This is a genomic window from Legionella bozemanae, assembly GCF_001648595.1.
GTDB classification, from domain to species: domain Bacteria; phylum Pseudomonadota; class Gammaproteobacteria; order Legionellales; family Legionellaceae; genus Legionella; species Legionella bozemanae.
In genome coordinates, this window is sequence record NZ_LBAW01000006.1 from 47,332 (window position 1) to 71,353 (window position 24,022).

Genomic DNA, 24,022 nt, shown 5'->3' on the forward strand with positions numbered 1-24,022 from the left:
CATAACACTAAATGTCATAAAAAAATTGCTATTCTCTCACTGCAGATCGTTCAGAAATTACTGGAAAAAGTAATTATAATCATTGAAACAATGAGGCAAAAATCATTATTCATTTTTATAATGAATTATAGCCCTCCTGTTTGCAGTAGGGATATAATGATTATTTATAATAATTAAAAAAATAGTAAATAAAATGAAAACATTAAATCTCACCATTCCAGGCTTTTCTATAGCCTGTACCGCTTGGGGAAACCCTGATAAACCGACAATCCTTGCACTGCACGGTTGGTTAGATAATGCAAACAGTTTTTCTCCTCTTGCTTCATACTTAGAGAATGATTTTTATTTTATAGCAGTTGATTTGCCTGGGCATGGTCATTCATCACATCTTCCCGAAGGGTGTCATTATCATTTTTTTGATGGGATTTTTGTTGTTATTGAAATAATCAATGCGTTAAAACTCGATAAAGTTCATTTATTAGGACACTCCATGGGAGCTTGCCTGGCAAGTTTGGTTGGAGGCGTAGTCCCCGAACGTTTTACCTCTTTAAGCCTGATTGAGGGATTAGGGCCATTTTCTCATCCGGCAGAAAGCGCATGCCAACAATTAAGGGAGTTTGCACATTTTCTTGCTCAAAAAAGCAAAAAATCTAAAGGTTATGACAGCATCAATAGTGCGGCTCTTGCACGTGCCATTAAAGGATATGTTTCTTTAGACATTGCAAAAATTCTTTGTGAACGAAGCCTGGTAGAAAAGCAAGGTCGATTTTATTGGCGTCATGATCAACGCTTACTTGTACGCTCGCCTTTACGAATGACAGAAACCCAAATACTCTCTTGTTTGCAAGAAATTACTACAAAAACTTATTTACTTTTATCCAGCAGAGGATTTTCTTTTGACTCTGAAATGATGAATGAGCGGATTAAAGCGGTTAGAAACCTGACACTTAAAAAAATGGATGGAGGACATCATATTCACATGGAGCAGCCAGAAGTTATAAGCAAACTTCTGGCTGAATTCATTACCGCATAGATTAATTACAGCCATCCATGTTGGTAATGATTTTAACTTCATTTAATGACTTTTTAACATCACAGACAGCAGTAGAAGGATACTTCTCATGGTTAGGATCTCCTGCGATTAGGTCATTAATTGCACTCACCAAACCTTCACCACCCTCATCAAAGTTTGAATAAGGCGTCCAATAATCCATATTTGCTTTAACCATCACATCGAATGCTAATCGAGTATTCCAATTAGGTTGATTGGCCAAAATGTAGAATAAATGGTTGTAAACCCCACTGGAATAATGAACATCCAGACCACCATAATATTCATCAGCAGTATCAATAGATTCACCATCACGACTTGGTTTATCCATATAGCGTAATGCTTCCCAGCCGCTGTCTTCTTTCATGATCTCGCCGCCAATTTGCCAGGTGCTTTTATTCACAGAATAATACTCAGCTGCCTGAGCTGCCATATCAGAAAAAGCCTCGTTCATGCCACCAGATTGACCATAATATTCAAGATTAGAATGTTGCTCTGTAAAACCGTGGCTGATTTCATGAGCACCTACTCCAAGAGAGACTAACGGATACATCATGGTATCACCATCACCAAAAGTCATCTGCTGACCGTCCCAATATGCATTCTCGTACCCGTCACCATAATGAACTCGCATAACTAACTGCATTGGGGAACCATCAGGGTTACTCAATGCGTTAGTATCATACCAATCCTTATACATATGCCTAATTACATGCCCAGCATATAATGCATCATTTGTTGGAGAAGCGGCTCCATTAGCTCTGTCATAACCATCTCCTTTATAACCAGTTAGGTAAACACTGGAGTCATTGGTTGGACAATTAAACTTCATTGCTTTATTTCTTGAACTGTATCTGTGATCCATGTCAATTACTTTGACATCACTATTTTCCATAAAACAAACTTCATTGTTCCTATCACGAGTTAAATCAAGGTAGGGCAAATCAGCTCCGTATCGATAGAAACCTGTTTTATTATTTCCACCAAAACCAGCTCCATTCACAGAGTCTCTTTTTGTTTTTATATCATTCCATTGTACAAAAGGTTTATTGGTTTTTGCGTCAATTATTGCGGTTGGGCGCTCGGGAATTTGATCTCTATGAACAACAAGAACACTCACTTTATAAGCCCAGTGTGCTTTATGTTGAGCATCGATATAAACCATAGGTGTGACCTTTTCATCACTTACTTCTTTACCAGTATACTTAGCTTTAAATTGTTGTAACGCCAGATCAGCATTTGTCACAAAAGCAGCATCAGGTTGACCCAATTCAGTCTGTAGACCTTGATAAATCACGCCATTCATCGCTACGTTTGACTGTGCTGTAGCCAATGATTTTGCTGTGTGCATGCTATGCATAATCGCATAACCGCCATAAACAGGAAATCCTACATATTGTTGCTGCATACGCACGTGAGTTATTTTATTACCGTCAGTATGCTCACTTACAAAACGTAAACTGTCTTTAGCAACCGTGATGCCTTGTGTTGTCAAAGCAAACTTTTGTTTTACTTGCTCAAGAGACGCCTTCTGTAAAGGCATAGGTTCTGCGGCTCTCGCAGAAGATGCTATTCCCAAGGCCAGAGCAACAGCTAAGGGAGATAAATAGTAATTATGATGCATGGACACCCTCTCCTTATTTGCAACTTAATCTAAATTGAAAGCAACTCATCTCCTGCCAAACCCTTAATCCTTAAAATCAAGCTATAGAAATAACCTGACTGGTTTTAACAGTGAGTCACACCTGTGAACACAACCAATAACTCTAAAAACTTATCCAAGCTAGCATAGTTTTAGTATTTTTGAAATTATTATTTCATGCTTAGTAATGACCGATATAAAAAATTCTAAGATAAAGAGACAGAGACTCTTCCTTTACCGCTTCTTTTCCTGAAAATGATGTGACTCACGGATGAAAACTACTTTATCGGATTATTGATTCTTGATAATACCATGCAGCCAATGCACTTGAGCCTAATACGAGTAATATTACAGCCAAAGGGAGTGGGCCTTGTATCTTGGTCGTTGCGATGATACCACTTGTCAGTGCAGAGGTTAAATCTTGCATACTGACATATAATGCCGCCACTGTTCCTGCGATGTGTGGAAATGGATGGAAAACTCCTGCAAAAGCGTTAATAAAAGTAAAACCTGCCCCCATACTAAATAATGCAACCGGAATCATAATTGATGGTACATTTATTATTCCTGCAAGCGCAAAACTGAGCATGATCCCACCCCCGCCAATCATCAGCAGGATCCCCATAAATAACATATAGGATACCCCTTTAGACATGACTAATTGGCTGTTAATTATTCCGCTAAGGCAAATAGCACCGGCAATAAAAATTGATAGTTGACCATATTCCAAAGGGCTTAATCCCAATACATTTTGAAACAAAAAAGGAGCAATTGTAAGATAAGCAACTAAACCAGCACATGCAAAACATGCACATAGAGTGTAACCTAAAAAAATTTTAGATCTTAATAAAGCATCATAATGTCGCAGTATAACCCTTATTTTAGTTGCATCAGGATTAAGATTTTTATTAGTTTCAGGCAAAACTAAGAGAATAAAAACCCAAAATGCAAACCCCACAATAAAAATAAATAAAAAATTCGCTCTCCATCCAAAATGCTCTTGAATGAATCCACCCCAAATTGGTGAAGCAATAAGAAGAAACGTACTTGCCATACCCACATAAGAGCCGATTTTAGATAAATATTTGTCAGTAAAAAGATCGCGAATTAAAGAACGCCCGACTGAACTGCATGAACCAATGCCAAATCCTTGTAAAAACCGCCCCAACGTTAACACCATGACAGAGGGGGCAAATAAACAAACAAGACAACCTATTACGCTGATTCCAATACCATAAATCAAAGGGCGTTTACGGCCAATTTTATCAGACCAAGGCCCAAAAAAAATATGAGAAATTCCCAATCCAAACATAAAAAGGAATAGAGTGAATTGAATTGATGATTCAGTACTTTTAAAGGCTTTAGTAATAGCAGGTAATGATGGAACATATTGATCAATAGAAATTTGCACCAATACCATCATCATAAAAATAACAAAATATATTACCGGTTGTACCTTTTGTACCTCCTGCTGTTGCTCGAGCCTCTCCTGCATCAAAAATTCCTTTCTCGGAAAGAGTTGAATATAATGCCATTTTAGTCCTTAAAATGATTCCATCATGAATTAACTCAATAGTCTAGTTTACTGCAATAAAACCCAGCAAATTTTCGCTCATATCGTATTAACAAAAAAATATAAAAAAGTGGAGATCATGCAGATATCCTCGGAGATATATAGACAATTTTAGGAAGATAAGGCAAAATCTGCCAAAATTGCTCGATACTAACTAAAACATGAAAAAAATTCTGGTTTTACATGGACCAAATTTGAACCTCTTGGGAACTCGAGAACCTTCAGTTTATGGAGCCACTACGTTAGATCATATCAACACTCGTTTAATCAAAGAGGCAACAAAAGCTGGATTTGCATTAAGCTGTTATCAAAGCAATTCTGAGGCGGATTTAATCCAAGCAATCCACCAAGCCAGTATCGACAAAGTAGATTATATCATTTTTAATCCCGCAGGATTTACACATACCAGTGTGGCTTTAAGGGATGCTATATGTGCTGTTGCCATTCCGTTTATTGAAGTACATATTAGTAACATTTATTCCCGTGAGCCTTTTCGCCACCATTCTTATTTTTCTGATATAGCAAAAGGAACTATCAGTGGCTTGGGGGCGCAAGGGTATTCATTAGCATTAACATCAATTATTGAAAGAGAATCAAATAATGGACATTCGTAAAATCAGAAAATTAATCGAATTGCTGGAAGAAACTGGCATTTCCGAAATTGAAATTAAAGAAGGTGAAGAATCACTTAGGTTAAGCCGTCATAGCAGTGCGCCTGCAGCAGAACATCCTCAGGTTCACTATATTTCTACTCCTGCACCACGTCAGGAATCACATCCTGCTGCAAACAATACACCTGCGCCCGCAATGGCTTCTTCGCACCAAGAAAGTAAGCCTGTACCGACTGCTTCAGGCCACAAAATTCGTTCTCCTATGGTAGGTACAATGTACACTTCTCCATCACCAGAAAGTCCTCCTTTTGTGACTCTTGGTCAAACAGTCAAAGCCGGTGACGTTTTATGTATTGTTGAAGCAATGAAAATGTTTAATGAAATCGAAGCGGATCGCGCCGGCAAAATCGTAGAAATACTCGTTGCTAATGGAGAGCCTGTTGAATACGATCAGGTCCTGTTTGTTATAGAATAGAGGGTGCATCCATGCTCAGTAAAATTGTTATTGCCAACAGAGGTGAAATCGCTCTTCGCATTTTACGTGCGTGTAAAGAACTAGGCATTCAGACTGTAGCCGTCCATTCCGATGTAGATAAAGACTTATTGCATGTTCGTCTTGCGGATGAAACGGTGTGCATAGGCCCTGCTCCAGCACAAAAAAGCTACCTTAATATCCCAGCGATTATTTCCGCTGCCGAAATTACTGATGCCGTAGCAATTCACCCTGGTTACGGATTTCTTTCTGAAAATGCTGATTTCGCGGAAGTAGTAGAACAAAGCGGGTTTCGCTTTATCGGTCCCCGGGGTGACACCATTCGTCTTATGGGGGATAAAGTATCTGCCATTAACGCAATGAAAGCTGCTGGAGTTCCTTGTGTTCCTGGATCAGATGGCCCCTTATCCGATGACGATCGCTTAAACTTAGAAATTGCCCAAAAAATTGGCTATCCCGTTATCATTAAGGCTGCAGGTGGCGGCGGTGGTCGTGGTATGCGTGTTGTTCATGGTGAAGCGAGTTTGCTTAATGCCATAGCACTTACTCGTAGCGAAGCAAAAGCTGCATTTAATAACCCAATTGTTTATATGGAAAAATTCCTGGAAAATCCTCGCCATATTGAATTCCAAGTGCTTGGAGATGGGAAAGGTAAAGCCATTCATCTGGGTGAACGCGATTGTTCCATGCAAAGACGTCATCAAAAAGTAGTAGAAGAAGCACCCGCCCCAGGAATTAGTTCTGAACTGAGAAATAAAATTGGTGCCTCTGTAGTCAAAGCATGTCAAGAGTTGCAATATCGCGGCGCAGGAACTTTTGAATTCTTATATCAGGATGGCTGTTTTTATTTTATTGAAATGAATACACGAATCCAGGTTGAGCATCCTGTAACTGAAATGATCACTGGAATCGATTTAATTAAAGAACAAATCAAAATTGCCAGTGATATTCCGATGACGCTTACCCAAGAAGATATAAAACTGCGGGGTCACGCAATTGAATGCCGAATCAATGCAGAAGATGCCAAAACCTTCATGCCGTCACCAGGAATGATAAAGTTATTGCATCAACCCGGGGGACCAGGCATTCGCTTTGACTCTCATATTTACAGCAGTTATACAGTGCCACCTAATTATGATTCTATGATAGGCAAGCTGATTAGTTATGGGGAAACACGTGCCGAAGCCATCGCAAGAATGCGAAATGCGCTTGATGAAATCATTATAGATGGCATAAAAACCAACATTGAATTACATCAACGTATTTTTCATGATCAATCTTTTATAGCAGGTGGTACTAATATCCACTACCTGGAAAAAATGCTGAAGGGCTAATACTGTGTGGTTTCAATTAAAAATAGAACATTGTCCAAGCCAAGAAATAGAACAACTTAGTGAGGAGTTGGAAGAATTCGGTGCGCTGTCGATTATGCTCACCGATAAAAATGACAATCCTGTTCTTGAGCCGGAACCAGGCACAACACCATTATGGCCTGAAGTTGTTATTCAAGCTTTATTTGCAGAAGTTTTTCAGGCGCAGCATACACGTGATCACGTGCTACAAACTTACCCCGAATTAACATGCTCCCTGGAGGTTCTGGAAGATAAGGATTGGGAAAGAGCTTGGATGGACGATTTTAAACCACAACGTTTTGGCCAACGCTTATGGATCTGTCCTACTTGGTCAACTCCTCCCGAACCCAATGCCGTCAATCTCATGCTCGATCCTGGTTTGGCTTTTGGTACTGGGACCCATCCTACGACTGCCTTATGTTTAACCTGGCTGGAACAGGCTCATTTAAAAAATAAATCGGTTATTGATTACGGTTGTGGCTCAGGAATACTTTCTTTGGCTGCATTAAAATTAGGTGCTGCAGAAGTACATGCGGTAGATATTGACAAGCAAGCCCTGCAAGCGACTCAAAATAACGCGTTAGCAAATGAACTTGATGAACGCAAATTGTTAATCGATATGCCCGAGGCATTACACAAGCCAGCTGATTTGATTATCGCAAACATTTTATTAGCGCCATTAACTCTTCTGAAAGAACGCTTTCAGCAATTGCTAAATCCTAAAGGAATGCTTATTGTGTCCGGCATCCTCGAAGAACAAGCTCTTGAGCTTATTGAAACATACAGTTCAATATTCACTGCTGTTCATCAGGAAAACCTTAATGGATGGTCATTATTGGCTTTTACACATAAAACAGATTAAATTGTCATAACTTAGTGCAAAATATATCCTGAGATTAGATTTCCTGGGATTTCGCTTCACTGCACTCAGCCACACTAGTTAAGGAAGTTATAATGGTCCAAGAAAATACATTCTCTACGTTTAAACCCCAACGCGCGCTGCTTAGTGTGTCCGATAAAAAAGGTATAGTTGAGCTGGGAAAAGTACTCCACGAAATGGGTGTTGAACTGATTGCTACAGGCAATACTGCTGCATTGCTGAAAGAAAATAAATTGCCTGTCGTCGATGTGAGTGAATGTACGGGCTTTCCTGAAATGATGGATGGCAGAGTTAAAACATTACATCCAGCCATTCATGCAGGTTTACTGGCACGTAAAAAGAAAGATGAAAAAACACTAAAAGAACACTCCATTAAGCCTATCGATTTACTGGTAATTAATTTATACCCCTTTGAACAAACCATCAGTAGACCTGACTGTAATTTCAATGAAGCTATAGAAAATATCGATATTGGCGGTCCAGCAATGATTCGCTCAGCGGCAAAAAATCATGCCAATACTTTTGTGGTAGTAAAACCAGACGATTATCCAGAACTTATTCACTATCTAAAAACTCAAAAAATTCCTTCTGACTGGGGATTTAGCTTAGCCAAAAAAGCCTTTGCACATACCGCCGCTTATGATGCTGCAATCACGAACTATCTGACTACATTGGATAAACAATATACTCCTTGTGGCTTTCCCGAGGTTCTAACCTGTCAATTTAATAAAATAACTGATTTGCGTTATGGAGAGAATCCACATCAACAAGCTGCTTTTTATGTAGATAAAAATAGTTCATCTGGTTCTCTAGGTGCCGCACAATTGCTCCAAGGCAAGCAATTGTCTTATAACAATATTCTCGATGCTGATGCTGCATTGGATTGTGTTAAATCATTTTCTTGTGACAAGCCCACTTGTGTTATTGTCAAGCATGCCAATCCTTGTGGCATTGCTATCAGTGATTCTCTTCTAAATGCTTATCTTAAAGCATTCCAGTGTGATCCGAGTTCTGCATACGGCGGGATTATTGCATTGAACCAGAAATTAGATGGTGATACAGCAAAAGCTATTCTTGAAAAACAATTTGTAGAAGTTATTGTAGCGCCTGAAGTCAGTAATGAAGCCAAAGAAATTCTTGCCAGTAAAGAAAATATTCGCGTCTTGATGACTGGAGCTTGGAAGCCAGATGATGCATTTCGCTTGAATATGAAAAAAGTCGATGGAGGGTTATTGGTACAAGAACATGACTCACTTTCTCTAGGTAGTTATGAATTGAAAACCGTGACGCAGAGGAAACCATCCGAACAGCAAATGCATGATTTAATGTTTGCCTGGCTTGCCGTAAAACATGTGAAATCCAATGCCATTGTTTATGCTAAAGATGCGGCAACAATTGGTTTGGGTGGAGGACAAACCAGTCGGGTTATGAGTGCACGCATTGGCCTTTGGCAAGCAGAACACATGGGATTTGATACACATGGCGCAGTCATGGCTTCAGATGCATTTATCCCCTTTCCCGATACAGTGGAGATTGCTGCAGAAGGAGGCATCTCTGCTATTATTCAACCAGGCGGTTCAATCAGAGATACACAAATTATTGCGTGTGCCGAAGAAAATGGCATCATTATGGTGTTTACCGGAGTTCGCCACTTTAAACATTAGGAAAAAGCTGGGTAAAAACATATTATAGGCTGGAGATAGCGAAACGTAACTGCGGTTTGAGTGACTATCAAATTTCCCGGGTTACGCTTCGCTGCACCCAGGCTACAGAAGCACTACCATTGAACCTTATCAATCACTACGTCCCGCGACTTGCTCGCGGGACCTAGCTGGCAGTGAAGTTACAGAAGTACTTTATGGAGAAAATAGACTGTGAATACTCTTGTAATTACAGGGATCAGTCGGGGGATAGGACTCGAAACTGCAAAAACATTCTTAACACATGGTTGGCTCGTTATTGGAACTTCAACCAATGGCTACACCCCATTAAAACATCCGAACCTAAAAATTCATCCACTTGACTTGCTGGATTCAGAACAAATCAAGCATTTTGCGGAACAATTACCCAAAGTTGATGTGTTAATTAACAATGCCGCTGTACTCCTGGAGGACTGGCGAGAAGAGAAAATTAACATGAGCCAACTAAGAGATACATTCAATATTAATGTATTTGGAACAATTGAATTAACCGAACAATGCATCCCCAAGTTAAATCCTAATGCCCAAATCATTAATATTTCTTCAGGATGGGGTGCTTTCAGTTCCAATGACTCTGCATCGGTCCCCAACTACAAAATGTCAAAATCATGTTTGAACATGTATACTCTGCTTCTGGCAAAAAGATTACCAGGAATTACTGTCTCCAGTTTTGACCCAGGTTGGGTCAAAACAGATATGGGAACTGACAACGCGCCAAAACTTCCTTTCAAGACAGCACAGGAGCTCTACGAGCTTATCAATAAGCCAAAGGAAAGCGGTTATTTTTGGCATGAAGGGAAGATTAGGGATTGGTAGAGTGCATTATTTTTATTCCTGGCTCAAGTCATAAATCTCTCCAGCAAAATTCACACTATTTTTCAATAAAAGCACATAATGATCACTTAATAATCTTATTGTATAATTTTAATTATCATAATTTCAAATAAGAGTATATATATGACTGCTGCTAAAACTAATTTTCGTTGTGCTTTATTAAACTACTTGCTTGATCCTTCTAGTAAAAATAAGAAAGAACTTAAAAGTGCAAGTTCGAATTTATATTTCGAGGCTGCGGGTGCAGCGAAGCAACTAGCTCTGGAAAAAGCGCAAGAATCTAATAAAGAGGCTATCCTAGACGATATCGAAATTGATATAGATAAAATAAATACACAAATAACAGCTTTTGTTGAAGCTGCAATTGAAAATATATACATCAATGAAAAAAAATTACAGGCTCTTCAGAAAATCCTTGATGGCCTTTCCAAAGAAGAAGCTGTTTTTTGTACGGTATTAACAGATCTTACTGCAACATTACAAGATAAAAATCAAGTTGTAAGCAATGATCGCTATCAGGTATTCGCTACCATTTATCCCATTGAACTAGATGGACATCGAATAAAAAAAGATGATTCAGATGCCAGTGTAGCTGCTCTAACTCTCAGTAGAAAGCTTCTGTCCATTACATCACGAATTCATACAAAAAATAAATTAGAGCAAAACGATACTAAAGAAATTGAGAAAGCTTATGAAGAGGCTAAAGGCCATGGCATTGAAAACCATCGTGGAGCTAATTTTAAAGGAAAATTCTATAATTTTTGCCGAGCCTTAAGTTGCGTCTTTCTTGTACCCATTGCCTACTACGCACATAAGGGAACTGTATGGACGACAACAAAAACAAAAACCCAAAAAGATGTTGAAAACTCGCAAGATGCCATTAATGAATTCCAACAATCTTTTCAAAAACAATAAAGCTTGCTAAACACCAATAAAAAAACCAAAATATACTCCTGTTAATTTTGTCTAACAGGAGTTAGGATGACCCATGACAAAGAACTTGGCGAGCTATTGCAAGCAATAGCAGAAAAAAGTCTGCAAATTATTTCTGATATAAAGGAAACCCCTTTACAAATTCCCGCGATAATCAACCAATACATTGAGTTGACAGAGCACTTCCAAAATGTAATGAGCATTCTTTTGCAGAATCCGGAAAAAATCTGGGAAATGCAAATTGCTTACTGGCAAGATGCGTTTAATTTAGCACAAACCCAATTGCAACATTGGTTAAATGGGACATCTATGCCCATAAATGACCCACGTTTTCATGAAGAAGACTGGCTAAATAATCCATTTTTTAATATGTTAACCCAGCACTACCTCTTAGCCAGCCAGCATATGAATGCTTTATTCGAAAATCTGGAATATCCTGATCCCAATACTGCAAAACGCCTGCAATTTTTCACCAAACAATATTTAGACGCATTATCTCCTGCGAATTTTCTTCATACTAACCCCCAGATCATGGATGAAACATTGAAAAGTCATGGCAAAAATTTATTGCATGGTCTTCATAATTTACTTTCCGATCTGGAAGTCGGCTCTCCACGTCTCATGATCAAAATGACGGATACAGAAGCATTTAAACTCGGTGAAAATATCGCCATTACTCCAGGAAAAGTAGTCTTTCGAAACAGCATGATGGAGCTTATCCAATACACCTCACAAACTGTTAAAGTAAAATCGATTCCTCTGCTTATTATTCCACCCTGGATAAACAAATATTATATCCTTGACCTAAGTCCGCATAATTCACTGGTTCGCTGGTTAGTGAAACAAGGAATTACGGTATTTATCATTTCTTGGGTTAATCCAGATTCAAATTTCTCTCATAAAAGCTTGTATGATTATTTGAATGAAGGACCATTAACCGCGATTAGCACAATTCAAAAACAACTCCATGTAAAGCAAGTGAATACCATGGGATTTTGTATCGGTGGAACACTTCTATCCATGTTGCTTGCTTATAATAAAGCGCGCCAAGACAACTCCATTCATAGTGCAACCTTTTTAGCTTCAATGATTGATTTCAGTGATCCTGGCGACATTTCTGTCTTTATTGATGAACAGCAAATTGCAAAACTGGAAGATGAAATGAAGTCTAAAGGCTATCTTGCTGGAAAATTTATGGCTTCAAGTTTTAACTCACTACGTGCAAATGACTTAATTTGGTCTTTCTTTATTAAAAATTATCTTCGCGGCAAAAACCCGGTTCCTTTCGATATTTTGTATTGGAACTCGGACTCTACCAATATGCCAGCAACAATGCATTCTCAATATTTAAGATGGATGTATTTGCATAATGATCTGGTAAAGCCAGGCAAAATTCATCTGAATCATACTCCAATTGATGTCAGTAAAATTGACATCCCTACCTTTTTCCTCTCAACAGAAAAAGATCATATAGCGCCATGGAAAACCACCTATCTGGGTTTCCAGCTTATGAATGGACCTAAACGTTTTGTGCTTGGTGGATCAGGACATATCGCAGGAATTATCAACGCACCCGAAGCTAAAAAATACAGCTATAAAGTCAATAATCATGCTCCTGCCCATGCAGAACAATGGCTGGGGCAAGCAGCAGAGTATCCCGGCTCATGGTGGCCAGAATGGTTAAAATGGTTAAAAACTCATTCAGGAAAATTAATACCTGCCCCTGACCTGAATCAGTTACCTTTAAAACCTATAATGGATGCGCCAGGGAGCTATGTATTGAAAAAATAAACGTACGAACGGGCAAACTGTAACTTGGGAGATCGATGATAGGAACTCCCGGGTTCCATTTGCTAAACCCAGGTTACATTTCAGCCAATTCTTTTTCAATGGTCACGTAATCAATTTTTCCTGAAGGTAAAACAGGAATCTTGCTTCCCGGAAAAATGCGATGAGGGATAAGTAATTCCGAGTAAGCCAATTCTTGTATTTTCTTAACAAAGCTGCCCTTATCTGCATCGGCAGCCTCGCTATACAGTATAATCTGCTCGCCTTTTTTGGGATTTTTGGTGCTCACTGCAGCATGTAATAATTCAGGCCAAATTGAGGCAGCAACCCCCTCCACGGCAGTAAGAGAAACCATTTCTCCGGCAATCTTAGCAAAACGTTTTGCGCGACCGGCTATCGTAATGAATCCTTCTTCATTCATAGTGATTATATCTCCAGTATCGTGCCATCCATCTTCTGGAGCTATGATTGTTCCAAGTTGTGTAGATGAAAGGTACCCTTTCATAATATTAGGGCCGCGCAATATAAACCGCCCTCCTTCAGCAATACCATCCACCGGCTGAATTCGACCCTCCATAAAAGGGAGTAATATCCCCACACTGCCAGGAAAAGAGGCTAAAGGACAATTCATGGAAATCACTGGAGAAGCTTCCGTAGCACCATATCCTTCATAAATTTTTACTCCAAAAGTATCTATCCAATGTCGAATCGTCTCCGGCTTTACTTTCTCAGCACCCGCAAAAATGTAACGCACACTGCTGAAATCATGTCGTTCTGCAGCTCGAGCATACCCTGTTAAAAAAGTATCAGTCCCAAGCATAATGGTTGCACCGGTTTGATAAATCAAGCCAGGGATTATTTTATAATGCAAGGGAGATGGATAAAAAAAGCAATTAATTCCATAAATTAGAGGAAGGATTGAACCAGTAGTCAATCCAAAACAATGAAATATGGGTAAAGAATTGAAAAATTTATCACGAAAAGAAAAATCCACTCGCGAAGTTAATTGGCAACAATTCGCCACCAAATTAGAATGGGATAAGACAACTCCTTTGGGAACTCCTTCAGAACCTGAAGTAAACAATATAACGCCCGTCATTTCAGGAGAAACCGGCTTTCCAATTAATTGATACGCGCGAAATGGAAACATCCCTTTAAGTAACCCTGAAAGTTTATGACCTAATTTGATAGAAGACTTAAAATCTTCTAAGAAATAAACGTTTAGTCCTGCTTTCTGTAATTCCTCGACTAAACCTTCCAGTTTTGCAGTAGTGATAAATTGTCTTGCTGTATAAATAGTTTTTACTTCTGCAACCTTACACGTGGCCAATAAATTATGCAGTCCCAAACTAAAATTCAGCATGGCTGGGATACGCCGATATGCATGCAAAGCAAAAAAAGTGACCATACCTGCAATCGTTGTAGGTAACATGATGCCTACATGTTCTCCTACTTGCGTTTGTTTTTTAATTTGTCTGCCTAAAATAAAACAACGCGCAAGAAATTGCTTAGGCGTTAATGGAACACGATTTGCGTCTTCAATTTTTGCCTTATTTTTTGTTCCTAATGCGACTCCTTGAATAAGTGCTTCAAACATTGGCATTGGTTGAAAACTGTTTGCAAAAGTTAGTTCACTAATCAAACGAAACAAACGAGTACTCATAGCATTTCGATTAAGAGGCTTATTTACGTCCTGAATGTAGGATTGTGTTGGCAATACATGCAAAATAACTTTAGGGAATAAACGAATAAGATGTTTATCCTTACTTATAGAAAAAATACTGTGCTGAGCTCCATCAATGCGTATCGGGATAACTGAAGCTCCTGCCTTTTGTAACACCATTCCAGGAGCATCAAAAACTTTCAAACTCTCTTCCTGTAATCCAATACCCTGAGGAAAAATAACACAACGCTTTCCTTCCCGTATTGCTTTCACCAAAGCTCTTGCCGCAAAAGCACTCGTAGAATCAATGACAATGACATCGGCAAAAAGCTGCATTATCTTCATCCAAAGTTTACCTGATGAGTGCGGAGGGAACGCTACGGTCAATTGCTCAGGTAAAAAAGCGGCGAGCAAAAGCAAATCAATTTTTGATGTTCTATTGGCAATAATCACCGAATTAGGCTCGGGTTGATAATTTCCACATAACTCTACTTTAAACCAGAAGGCTAACAATGCTCTAATCCATCTGCGAGCACGCTGCTTTTGTCTTTCTTTTCGCGTAACTTGTTCCATGTTTTTGTTTCTCTTATGAAAATTCGCTTTGGTTATACCCAATCAATCATTTTTTTTCAAGATTGCAACGGATAACCAGGTATAATAGACTTCTTAATCAATTAATTGTTAAGGGACAGTAGCGATTACTAGGGTTTGTAAACAGAACCTAATACAGATTCATCCTACACAAAAAGAAATCCTATGAAATACAGAATCATTCATCCAGTTAAATCACTCTTTATTGTGTTAGCCTTGGTGTCTCTAATTACTGCTGCCTTCTTTTTTCAAAAATACTCAAGTGAAATCATTAACTGGATTGACCATCTTGGCTGGCTTGCCCCCATTTTCTTTTTAATTATATATTGTCTTGCAACTATTATGTTTTTGCCAACTATGGTGATCACTTTAGCAGGAGGAGCACTTTTTGGCCCTTTCTTTGGTACCCTGCTCAATTTATTCGGTGCAACAAGCGGTGCTGCTTTCTCTTTTTTAATTACGAGGCATTTGATTTATAACTGGTTTTCTCAAAGAAAAGGTGAAAGGTTAAGCAAATTAATTTCTGCCGTAGAACAAAAAGGATGGATGATTGTCGCTCTTTTACGGTTAGTTCCAATTATCCCTTTTAATATAGTCAATTATGGTTTAGGGATGACCGCAATAAAATTTCGATCTTATCTGATCACTACGTTCATTTTTCTTATTCCAGCTGAAATTGTTTATACCTATTTTGGGTATGCTGGAATGGAGTTCTTATTAAAACAAGGAACATTTTATAAAAATACTGAAATCCTAATTGCATCTCTAGCACTCTTATTGTTGTGTGTTATTAAGTTTTTGCATCTTAATAATTTTCGTTTCAAATATTCAGAGAAGAAGACAATTGATTCAGCAAAGGATGCTCGACTGTAAAAACGATGTCATCTAGAGAAAATACGGAACGAATACCCTGCAATGAATTCGTTATAAAAAGGCCATCCGCTTCCTTAAGCATTGCTTTTGTGATAGAAACTTCCATGCAACTTACACCTTGTTGTTTGGCGAGTTGAAGCAATCTTGAGCGCATAATACCGGGAAGTACTCCATCAGTTAAAGGAGGCGTCAGCAATCTCTTATCCTGTATCAAAAATAAATTAGCGCAGGTAGTTTCAGTTGCATAATGGCGCAGGTTAAAAAACAAAGCATCATCAGCACCTAAAGCAATGGCTTGGCGACGAGCAAGTATCGCTTCTAAATAATTGACCGATTTAACTTGATATATAGGATTAGTTCCATCTCTTAGCCATGGCACACTAACCAATCTCAGTGGGGAAGTTTCCACCGAATAATTAAAAGTTTGGAAGGTGAGCTGACTTACTTGTCCTCGGGTAGCTAATCCTCTCGGTGCAGAACCGCCGCTTAATAACGCTTTAATACCGCCGTGATATAAATTATCTTGCTTAATTTTACTAAGTAGATGTTCTAACCAATGCTCAAAAGAAAGATCAAAGGGGATGCCCAATTTTTGGGCAGAGTCGCTTAACCGCTGCCAATGTAAATAAGCGCAGCAAGGCGTGGCTGCCTCCACTCTAAGCGTTTCAAACAAGCCCTCGCCTAAAAAGATGCGATCATCTATTGGAAACGCAAAACTGTTTTCCCCTTCTGTGTGTACTCGTGTCCGGCTCATAAACTCTACTTAAACCTTAATTGTCGGTTGAATTTACTACGGTGTTTATTTGAAGCTTCGTTCCCAACCGCCATGAAAGGCCAATCTGTTAGTAGTCTCCAAAATCATCCAGCTCGTCACGCAAACGTTTTTCATCTAACATATTTTCCAACTTCCTACGTGCATCCAAGCCACGAGGAACCGTTTCCATAACTTCCGCTTCAACATCTAATTCACAGTCAACATCAACGAAGTCTTCTCCGACTTCTACAACAGCATCTTCATCATCTTCAAACAAATCACTCATACCATTCTCTCAATGAGTTATACTGTACCTAGATCCTATCCAAAAGGATCATAAAAACCAGGACGGCTTATATACCTTATTTTTATATTCTTGACTAGTTTTTTTTAAAAAAAATTAGCAATTCCCTGGATTTTCAGAGTGACAAATTTTTTAGAGCATTGCAATACCTTGAATTTTTACCATAAAAAATCGATAATTTAATAAGAGCAATACACTGATACCTGTATGACCGATCACGTCAAGAAGGCTTTAAGAGACACGATGAAACAAATACGATCCAAGATATCTGTTTCATATCGTGCTACTGCTTCAAATCAAATTTGTACTCGCATCCGCTTGCTGGAGCAATATCGACATGCAAAAAAAATAGCACTTTATTTTGCGGTCAATGGTGAAATTGATTTAGATGAACTCTGGAAGAATGCACTCTTACAAGAAAAACTCTGTTACTTCCCAGCTCTTAATGAGGATTTAACTCTTTCTTTTTTACCTGCAACAGCTGATACCCCTTTTCAAAAAAATCGCTACGGAATTGCCGAACCTGATGTTAGCCCCGATTTAGCCATTCCTGTGGAAGAGTTGGATTTGGTTTTAGTTCCATTAGTTGCTTTTGATGTACGATGTAATCGCCTCGGCATGGGGGCGGGTTATTACGACCGTACCTTTAAAGGTAAAGAAAATTGTCCACTATTTGGGGTAGCTTACCAATTCCAACGTGTAGATGATTATCTTGAGCCAGAACCGTGGGATATTCAGCTCAGCGCTGTCATTACCCAACGTGCTATTTATTGGTATGGTGGATAATTCACGAAGCGTTCACGCCTTATCCACCGAAAGGCTGTATTTGACGCATCTTTCGCGAAAGATGCGTCAAATACAGCCTTTCTCCAAAATTCAAGTATACCTCCTTGAACAAATAATCTACGTTAAAGCATCCGCATTCATTTCCCCGGTACGCACGCGGACCACTTGTTGCAATTCATAAACAAAAATTTTGCCATCACCAATTTTACCGGTATAAGCCGACTTGCAAATTGCTTCAATTGCAGCCTCAACCATATCATCAGGTAAAGCAAGTTCAATTTTAATTTTAGGAAGAAAATCCACTACATATTCAGCACCACGATACAACTCAGTATGACCTTTTTGTCTTCCAAAACCACGAGTCTCGGAAATGGTTATTCCCGGTACTCCTATTTCCATTAAAGCCTCATGAACATCATCTAATTTAAAAGGTTTAATAATTGCCATAATCATTTTCATAATATATTCCGCTGTGATTATACTTTTGTTAGACTCTTTGCAAGTAATGGCTCAAACCTATATTAATGTTCACTCGAACGGATGGGGCTGGGCACGTACCTTTGCAAAACAAAAATGGAGTGATTATGTTCGACCCCAAACAATTTGACGATTTAGCAAAAAAACTTTTTGCCGCTCTCCCCCCAAGTCTACAAAACATTGAAAAAGACATCCAACAAAAATTTAAAGATGTACTCCAAGCTGCTTTTGCTCATATGGATCTTATTACCCGTGAAGAATTTGATGTGCAAACTAAAGTTCTGGCGCGAACTCGAGAAAAGGTAGATCTTCTGCAAAAGCAACTCGATGTTTTAATAGCCCAACTTAACAAAGAGCAAAAGTAATTACCGTATAAGCCCAAGCGATAATAGAGTTCTTGCGGGATATGCAAGAGCTCTAATAGGAAAATTTTGTCGCTCATTTTGTGTCCAACATTAAAGGAATAAACAATGAATCTTTCGTTTATTAAAACGCGTAGTACTATTGGGATATTGGCACAGCCTGTATCAGTAGAAGTACATTTATCAAATGGTTTGCCGAGCTTTACAATAGTAGGCCTTGCTGAAACCGCAGTGAAAGAAAGCAAGGATCGAGTTCGTTCTGCTATTATTAATAGCCAATTTGAATTTCCCTGCCGTAAAATTACAGTGAATCTGGGACCTGCTGATTTACCTAAAACTGGAAGCGGTTTTGATTTGCCAATTGCTCTTGGCATTCTGGCTGCTTCCAACCAAATTCCTCAAACCCAATTAGCCAACCATGAATTTATCGCAGAACTTGCTTTAAGTGGTGAACTTCGAGGCATTTCCGCAATTATTCCCGCAGTATTAGCGGCGCATAAGGACCAAAGTTTACTTATTATCGCCACTGCAAATGCTCATGAAGCATCATTAACAGGCTATCCAAACATCTATAGTGCTAACAATTTGCGAGAAGTATGCAGCTATCTTTGCCAAGGAACTTCATTACACTCTTTACCACCCAAGCCAAAATCTTGTTCAGCTCAACACACAATGGACTGGTCTGATATCAAAGGACAGTTTCACGCGAAAAAAGCAATGGAGATTGCCGCTTGCGGTGGACATAGTATTCTACTAAGTGGGGCTCCCGGAAGCGGTAAGACCATGTTAGCAAAACGATTTAATACACTTTTGCCCCAATTATCTGAAAAAGAAGCCCTGGAATGTGTAGCCATCAATTCCATACGCGGTAAATTACCTGATTTTAGTGAATGGCGCTCTCCTCCTTTCCGCTCGCCACACCATACTGCCTCACCTGTATCTTTAGTTGGCGGAGGTAATCCACCTAAACCAGGAGAAATCTCTCTGGCGCATCATGGAGTTCTGTTTCTTGATGAATTACCTGAATTTAACCGGCAAGTTCTAGAAACATTAAGACAACCACTTGAAGCAGGGACAATATGTATTTCAAGAGCTGCTGCACAAACAGAATTCCCAGCTAAATTCCAGCTTATTGCAGCGATGAATCCCTGTCCTTGCGGACAATGGGGTAATCCTCAAGCGAACTGTTTATGCAGTCCAGAGCAAATTAAGCGTTATCATGCCAAGATATCAGCACCCCTATTGGATCGTATCGATATGCATATTTCTGTGCAAGCATTAACTCAGGAAGAATTAATTACTCCTAACATTAATCCCAATAAACAAAGTGATCTTGTCCGGGAAAAGGTAATCAAAGTGCGTACCCTGCAATTGGATCGACAAAAATGTCTTAATGCCTCTTTAAGTGCCAATAGTTGTGAAAAAATTTGTGCATTAGGTATTCAAGAACAAAATTTTTTACGCCAGTCTACACTGCAACTCAAATTGTCTGCACGAGGATATCATCGCCTATTGAAAGTTGCGCGAACTATAGCGGATATGAACGAAAGCAGTCAGGTTTTTCAAACTCATCTACAACAGGCATTATCCTTTAGACATGCTTTGCGCGCTCCTGGAAACCTATAGTCCTAAAAAAACCAGGAAGCTATTTTTTGCATTTGAATTTAGGGTAATCCTAAATTCAAATGCAAATTTAATAAACGTATAAGGTAATATATTATGGGGACAAACACGCCGAGTATAAAAATAATGATGATTACAGATATTGAATAATGTTTCGTTCCATCACCTAAAATTTCATTATTTCCATAGATTTTTTTTCTTTTGCCTAAAAGAAAAATTAAAAGAATTAAACCATAAAAAAAACTGGAGAAGAAACTGATTCGCACCAATAAATCAGGCATATCTTGGCTGTTCAAGTAGTCAATGGGGAAGTTGACGAGAAAAAGACACAAAAGCCAAACAAACATAGTTTTTGCAGGACTTTGTTGCTCCTCCAAAGCGGCAAACCACGTAAGTATCATAGGAAAAATTAATAAAGAAAAATAATACATCCAGCCAAAAGGGCTCATAAATAGCATCATAGCCAATGTGAGGCAAAAGGGTTGATGATTGATCGGGTTACTTTCGGTTGGCCCTAGTTTTCTCCAATACCAAAGAAATAAAATAACAAAGAGAACGCCATACAATAAATTAATTGGTATTAAATAGGACATATTAGGGAGTTTCTCCCCCCCAAAAAAGAGACGGAAAATAAAACCATAAATTGAGGCATTCCAATCATCGCCATACCAAAATACATGATTCATCATTTTGAAATAGTGTTTATAAATCATTGGACCATGAAATAGAACGGGAAGAAGTACAGCCATTAAAAGAGTAGCTATCATAGTTACAAAAACTTTCTTCCGGCCTTGTTTTAAAGTATAAAAAAGTAACAATGCGGGAAATAATTTAATTGCAATAATAATGCCCCATAATATCCCTGCAATATAATCGCGATGATTCAAATAAAAATAATAACCCAACATGATGAAAAACAATAAAATGCAGCCAAATTGCTGCGTTACAAAATTCATTAATGTCGGAAAAAATGCGAAATAAAGAAGGTATAAATTCACATAGTTTTTCTGTAAAAATTGGGTAGCAAACGCAAAACGAAATGTAATGGTTATACCAATTATTCCTAAAATAAGAGAAAAACAAAACCAGACAATTAATGCGTTGGAAAAACTTAGCCGTGCAAAAAAATCAAAAAGCCAGAAAGCAAAAGGTGGATTTAAATTGGCGGGTAATATCTTTATGGAAGGCGAATATGCAGTAAAAAAATTTCTATAAGGATTTTCATCATGCAGTAAAGCCTGAGCTGAGTAATAGAAAGAAGAAAAATCAATCCGTTGATAATGCTTGAAAATGAAAAAAGAAAGCACGCAATAGAAGCTCAGAAGCACGAGAATGCATATATTCCGGTAGCAATGACTCATGGAGATATCCTTGGGGCTTTCCTGTTTTAAATTGCACTTCCTTTGTGGATTACAGGCCTATTTACATTTCTACTCTCTTAGCCAAACTGTCCTGACTTTCTGCACTTCGGTACTCAAAAATCAGGTCATTTTGCCCCGGATCAAGTCTGGGAGAAATGGAAACAAACCCTATACTATCCTTGGTTACATAAAGCATCAAAAATTGCCATACGCACAAAAACACCGTTAGTGACTTGCTGCAATATAAAAGAATTTGCGCCATCGGCCACATCATTATCTATTTCAACACCGCGATTTATAGGTCCTGGATGCATCACCATCACATCAGAGTTAGTATAAGCAAGGTTTTCTTTTGTCAAAGCAAAATCACGACGATAAGAATCTAAATCCAAATGATCAGACTCCAAGAAGCGTTCGTGTTGTACCCGCAAACAAATCACTACATCTGCATCAGTTAACCCATCACGTAAATCATGAGTTACCCGTCCATAATGCACTGTTTTTGGCTGCCAAAGTTCCGGCGCGACTAAAACCAGCTCACCTACACCTAATTGCGCACAAATGCATTGAAATGAATTGGCTACTCGCGAATGCCTAATGTTTCCTAGAATTGCTATTTTTAATTGATCCAACTGCGGTTTTTGTTCAAGAATCGTCATCATATCAAGCAAAGCTTGGCTGGGATGCGCATGGGTACCGTCACCTGCATTAATTATATGAGCATTCTTCCCAATTCGATTTGCTAAGCTTTGCTGTAAACCTTCTTCTCTATGGCGAATCACAAAATGTTGAATTCCCATAGCAGCAAGGTTACGGAGTGTATCTTCAATAATCTCTCCTTTGGTTTCGGAAGAGCTTTGTAGATTTAAATTAATTACCGGCATAGATAAACGATTTGCAGCTAACTCAAAACTCACTCGAGTGCGAGTACTGTTTTCATAAAACAAATTCGCAACAGTATGTTGGGCATATGAAGGATAATGATTATGCTGTTTGAAATAAACTGCACGTTGCAGTAAAGACTCAATCTGTTGCCGTGATAATTGACTAATTTCTAAGAAATGATTCATAAAACCCTTATCTTTTTAACTTAACCGCCAGGAGGCTAGAGTCTAATTTATTAATTTACAGATTTTATTTATACCGATGTCCTGCGGCTTGACCCGAGATCCAGGAATCTCTCGCCATCTATGGATCCCGGGTCAAGCCGCGGGACGTCAGCATTATAAAATCCCTAATTTACCAAACTAAACATTAGGGTCTGTTTCCATTTCCCCCGGACTTGATCCGGGGCAAAATGACTTGATTTTTTCGCGCATCGAAGCACACAAAATCAGGTCATTTGGGCCAAGATAGTAGAAATGGAAATATACCCTATTCAGGATGTTGCAGCCATTGCTCCAGTATAACACACGCCGCGATACTATCTACCTCAGATTGTTTGATTTTACGATATCCACCTTGCGCAAACAATTGCTCTCTAGCCTCAACAGTTGAGAGTCGCTCATCAACTAAATGTACTGACAGAGAAAATCGTTTATGTAATTCTTTGGCAAACCGCCGCGCAGCAGAAGTCGTATACAATTCACTGCCGTCAATACAGGTGGGGATACCAACTATTAATGCTTGTGGTGACCATTCGGCAATAACTTTAGCTACTGCATTCCAATCAGGAATACCCCTGCGGGCACTCAGCGTGGCCAGAGGAGAAGCACTGCGTGTGAGTTGCTGACCTACTGCAACACCAATGCGTTTATAACCAAAATCAAAACCTATATAAACAGGACTAGGCATGGCCAATATTTGAACTAAGTTGACTCATTTTGATCCCCAAAGTGGATCCCGCATATTCCCAACGATCTTCGAAGGGTACCTCATACAGAATCTCTGAGCGATATGGGCAAATTAACCAAGTATTTTCGAGAATTTCTTTTTCTAATTGATTCTCTACCCATCCAGCATAGCCTAAAGTAATTAAAACGTCTTTAGGGCCTTTATCTTCTGCAATCGCACGAATAATATCATTTGATGTGGTTACGGTCACCTCATCTTGCAGAAACAAACTGGAACGCCAACCTCCAAATTGCTTATGGATAACAAAACCTCTCTCAGGTTGTACTGGGCCACCAAACATCAGAGGCAATCGGCTTTGCTCCATACGAACTGGCTCGATATGGAGTTGCTCAAAAACAATTGCCAAAGGAAATTGCATTGGACGATTTATAATTAAGCCTATTGAACCTTGTTCATGGTGTTCGCAAATATAAATAACGGTTCTTTCAAAATTAGGATCATTGAGGGAAGGCATTGCGATCAGCAAGTGATTAGCCAAGGAGCTTATAATTGCCATGAGCCCTCCTGAAAGGTCAGT

General features: G+C 38.9%; 23 protein-coding genes. 13 read left to right on the plus strand and 10 right to left on the minus strand.

Annotated elements, in window-relative coordinates; all coding sequences use genetic code 11:
- The first annotated feature begins 193 nt into the window (after nt 1-193).
- Entirely contained in the window at nt 194-1,033 is an 840-nt protein-coding gene (locus A8O27_RS06890; RefSeq protein ID WP_058458632.1) for an alpha/beta fold hydrolase, read from the plus strand.
- 1 nt (nt 1,034) lies between these two features.
- Here the strand turns inward: A8O27_RS06890 and proA are convergent, their stop codons facing one another.
- On the minus strand, nt 1,035-2,675 hold the full coding sequence (gene proA, locus A8O27_RS06895) for a zinc metalloprotease ProA (protein ID WP_058458633.1): 1,641 nt from the start codon (nt 2,673-2,675) through the stop codon (nt 1,035-1,037).
- Between the two features lie 301 nt (nt 2,676-2,976).
- Nucleotides 2,977-4,188 (minus strand): multidrug effflux MFS transporter, encoded by a 1,212-nt coding sequence (locus A8O27_RS06900; protein WP_058458634.1) that lies wholly within the window; start codon nt 4,186-4,188, stop codon nt 2,977-2,979.
- Nucleotides 4,189-4,427: 239 nt separating this feature from the next.
- Between A8O27_RS06900 and aroQ the strand changes: the two genes are divergently transcribed.
- The 8 genes from aroQ to A8O27_RS06940 all read left to right on the plus strand — a co-directional run bounded on the left by aroQ (nt 4,428) and on the right by A8O27_RS06940 (nt 12,860).
- A complete protein-coding gene (aroQ, locus tag A8O27_RS06905; protein ID WP_058458635.1) occupies nt 4,428-4,880 on the plus strand; it encodes a type II 3-dehydroquinate dehydratase in 453 nt (150 codons plus the stop codon).
- Nucleotides 4,867-5,352, plus strand: coding sequence for an acetyl-CoA carboxylase biotin carboxyl carrier protein (gene accB, locus A8O27_RS06910; protein ID WP_058458636.1), 486 nt, complete (start codon nt 4,867-4,869; stop codon nt 5,350-5,352). Before aroQ ends, accB begins: the two co-directional genes overlap by 14 nt.
- Before the next feature lie 11 nt (nt 5,353-5,363).
- The gene (gene accC / locus A8O27_RS06915; protein ID WP_058458637.1) at nt 5,364-6,704 is read left to right on the plus strand and encodes an acetyl-CoA carboxylase biotin carboxylase subunit; all 1,341 of its coding nucleotides are present in this window, start codon (nt 5,364-5,366) and stop codon (nt 6,702-6,704) included.
- 4 nt (nt 6,705-6,708) lie between these two features.
- Entirely contained in the window at nt 6,709-7,584 is an 876-nt protein-coding gene (prmA, locus tag A8O27_RS06920; RefSeq protein WP_058458638.1) for a 50S ribosomal protein L11 methyltransferase, read from the plus strand.
- A 92-nt stretch (nt 7,585-7,676) separates the two neighbouring features.
- The gene (gene purH, locus A8O27_RS06925) at nt 7,677-9,266 is read left to right on the plus strand and encodes a bifunctional phosphoribosylaminoimidazolecarboxamide formyltransferase/IMP cyclohydrolase (RefSeq protein WP_058458639.1); all 1,590 of its coding nucleotides are present in this window, start codon (nt 7,677-7,679) and stop codon (nt 9,264-9,266) included.
- A 210-nt stretch (nt 9,267-9,476) separates the two neighbouring features.
- Nucleotides 9,477-10,118 (plus strand): SDR family NAD(P)-dependent oxidoreductase, encoded by a 642-nt coding sequence (locus A8O27_RS06930; RefSeq protein WP_058458640.1) that lies wholly within the window; start codon nt 9,477-9,479, stop codon nt 10,116-10,118.
- Between the two features lie 141 nt (nt 10,119-10,259).
- Nucleotides 10,260-11,051 carry a hypothetical protein gene (locus A8O27_RS06935; RefSeq protein ID WP_058458641.1) on the plus strand — a complete coding sequence of 264 codons (792 nt, stop codon included), beginning with the start codon at nt 10,260-10,262 and terminating at the stop codon, nt 11,049-11,051.
- A 66-nt stretch (nt 11,052-11,117) separates the two neighbouring features.
- The gene (locus tag A8O27_RS06940; RefSeq protein ID WP_058458642.1) at nt 11,118-12,860 is read left to right on the plus strand and encodes a PHA/PHB synthase family protein; all 1,743 of its coding nucleotides are present in this window, start codon (nt 11,118-11,120) and stop codon (nt 12,858-12,860) included.
- 73 nt (nt 12,861-12,933) lie between these two features.
- Here the strand turns inward: A8O27_RS06940 and A8O27_RS06945 are convergent, their stop codons facing one another.
- Nucleotides 12,934-15,093 carry an AMP-binding protein gene (locus tag A8O27_RS06945; RefSeq protein WP_058458643.1) on the minus strand — a complete coding sequence of 720 codons (2,160 nt, stop codon included), beginning with the start codon at nt 15,091-15,093 and terminating at the stop codon, nt 12,934-12,936.
- Between the two features lie 183 nt (nt 15,094-15,276).
- On the opposite strand from A8O27_RS06945, the gene A8O27_RS06950 reads away from it, so the two are divergent.
- Entirely contained in the window at nt 15,277-15,984 is a 708-nt protein-coding gene (locus tag A8O27_RS06950) for a TVP38/TMEM64 family protein (protein WP_058458644.1), read from the plus strand.
- Here the strand turns inward: A8O27_RS06950 and A8O27_RS06955 are convergent.
- Together A8O27_RS06955 and A8O27_RS06960 are read right to left on the minus strand one after the other, a co-directional pair.
- Nucleotides 15,932-16,738, minus strand: coding sequence for an aminotransferase class IV (locus A8O27_RS06955; protein ID WP_058458645.1), 807 nt, complete (start codon nt 16,736-16,738; stop codon nt 15,932-15,934). The two genes, A8O27_RS06950 and A8O27_RS06955, sit on opposite strands and share 53 nt — an antisense overlap.
- 88 nt (nt 16,739-16,826) lie before the next feature.
- Nucleotides 16,827-17,024 carry a PA3496 family putative envelope integrity protein gene (locus A8O27_RS06960; protein ID WP_058458646.1) on the minus strand — a complete coding sequence of 66 codons (198 nt, stop codon included), beginning with the start codon at nt 17,022-17,024 and terminating at the stop codon, nt 16,827-16,829.
- 225 nt (nt 17,025-17,249) lie between these two features.
- Here A8O27_RS06960 and A8O27_RS06965 point away from each other — a divergent pair, with 225 nt between their 5' ends.
- Nucleotides 17,250-17,828 (plus strand): 5-formyltetrahydrofolate cyclo-ligase, encoded by a 579-nt coding sequence (locus A8O27_RS06965; RefSeq protein ID WP_058458647.1) that lies wholly within the window; start codon nt 17,250-17,252, stop codon nt 17,826-17,828.
- A 117-nt stretch (nt 17,829-17,945) separates the two neighbouring features.
- Here the strand turns inward: A8O27_RS06965 and A8O27_RS06970 are convergent, their stop codons facing one another.
- Nucleotides 17,946-18,287, minus strand: a complete 342-nt coding sequence (locus tag A8O27_RS06970; protein ID WP_058458648.1) for a P-II family nitrogen regulator — start codon at nt 18,285-18,287, stop codon at nt 17,946-17,948.
- A gap of 125 nt (nt 18,288-18,412) precedes the next feature.
- Between A8O27_RS06970 and ubiK the strand changes: the two genes are divergently transcribed.
- The gene (ubiK, locus tag A8O27_RS06975; protein WP_058458649.1) at nt 18,413-18,670 is read left to right on the plus strand and encodes a ubiquinone biosynthesis accessory factor UbiK; all 258 of its coding nucleotides are present in this window, start codon (nt 18,413-18,415) and stop codon (nt 18,668-18,670) included.
- A 105-nt stretch (nt 18,671-18,775) separates the two neighbouring features.
- Nucleotides 18,776-20,293 (plus strand): YifB family Mg chelatase-like AAA ATPase, encoded by a 1,518-nt coding sequence (locus A8O27_RS06980; RefSeq protein ID WP_058458650.1) that lies wholly within the window; start codon nt 18,776-18,778, stop codon nt 20,291-20,293.
- 38 nt (nt 20,294-20,331) lie between these two features.
- Here A8O27_RS06980 and A8O27_RS06985 read toward each other — a convergent pair whose 3' ends face one another.
- The 4 genes from A8O27_RS06985 to A8O27_RS07000 all read right to left on the minus strand — a co-directional run bounded on the left by A8O27_RS06985 (nt 20,332) and on the right by A8O27_RS07000 (nt 24,001).
- Complete coding sequence (locus A8O27_RS06985) at nt 20,332-21,651, minus strand: glycosyltransferase family 87 protein (protein ID WP_058458651.1); 1,320 nt, start codon at nt 21,649-21,651, stop codon at nt 20,332-20,334.
- Nucleotides 21,652-21,824: 173 nt separating this feature from the next.
- A complete protein-coding gene (locus A8O27_RS06990) occupies nt 21,825-22,721 on the minus strand; it encodes an aspartate carbamoyltransferase catalytic subunit (protein ID WP_058458652.1) in 897 nt (298 codons plus the stop codon).
- A gap of 304 nt (nt 22,722-23,025) precedes the next feature.
- Nucleotides 23,026-23,445: a Holliday junction resolvase RuvX gene (gene ruvX / locus A8O27_RS06995; protein ID WP_058458653.1), complete on the minus strand. Its 420-nt coding sequence runs from the start codon at nt 23,443-23,445 to the stop codon at nt 23,026-23,028.
- Complete coding sequence (locus tag A8O27_RS07000) at nt 23,438-24,001, minus strand: YqgE/AlgH family protein (protein ID WP_058458654.1); 564 nt, start codon at nt 23,999-24,001, stop codon at nt 23,438-23,440. Before A8O27_RS07000 ends, ruvX begins: the two co-directional genes overlap by 8 nt.
- Nucleotides 24,002-24,022 lie beyond the last annotated feature (21 nt).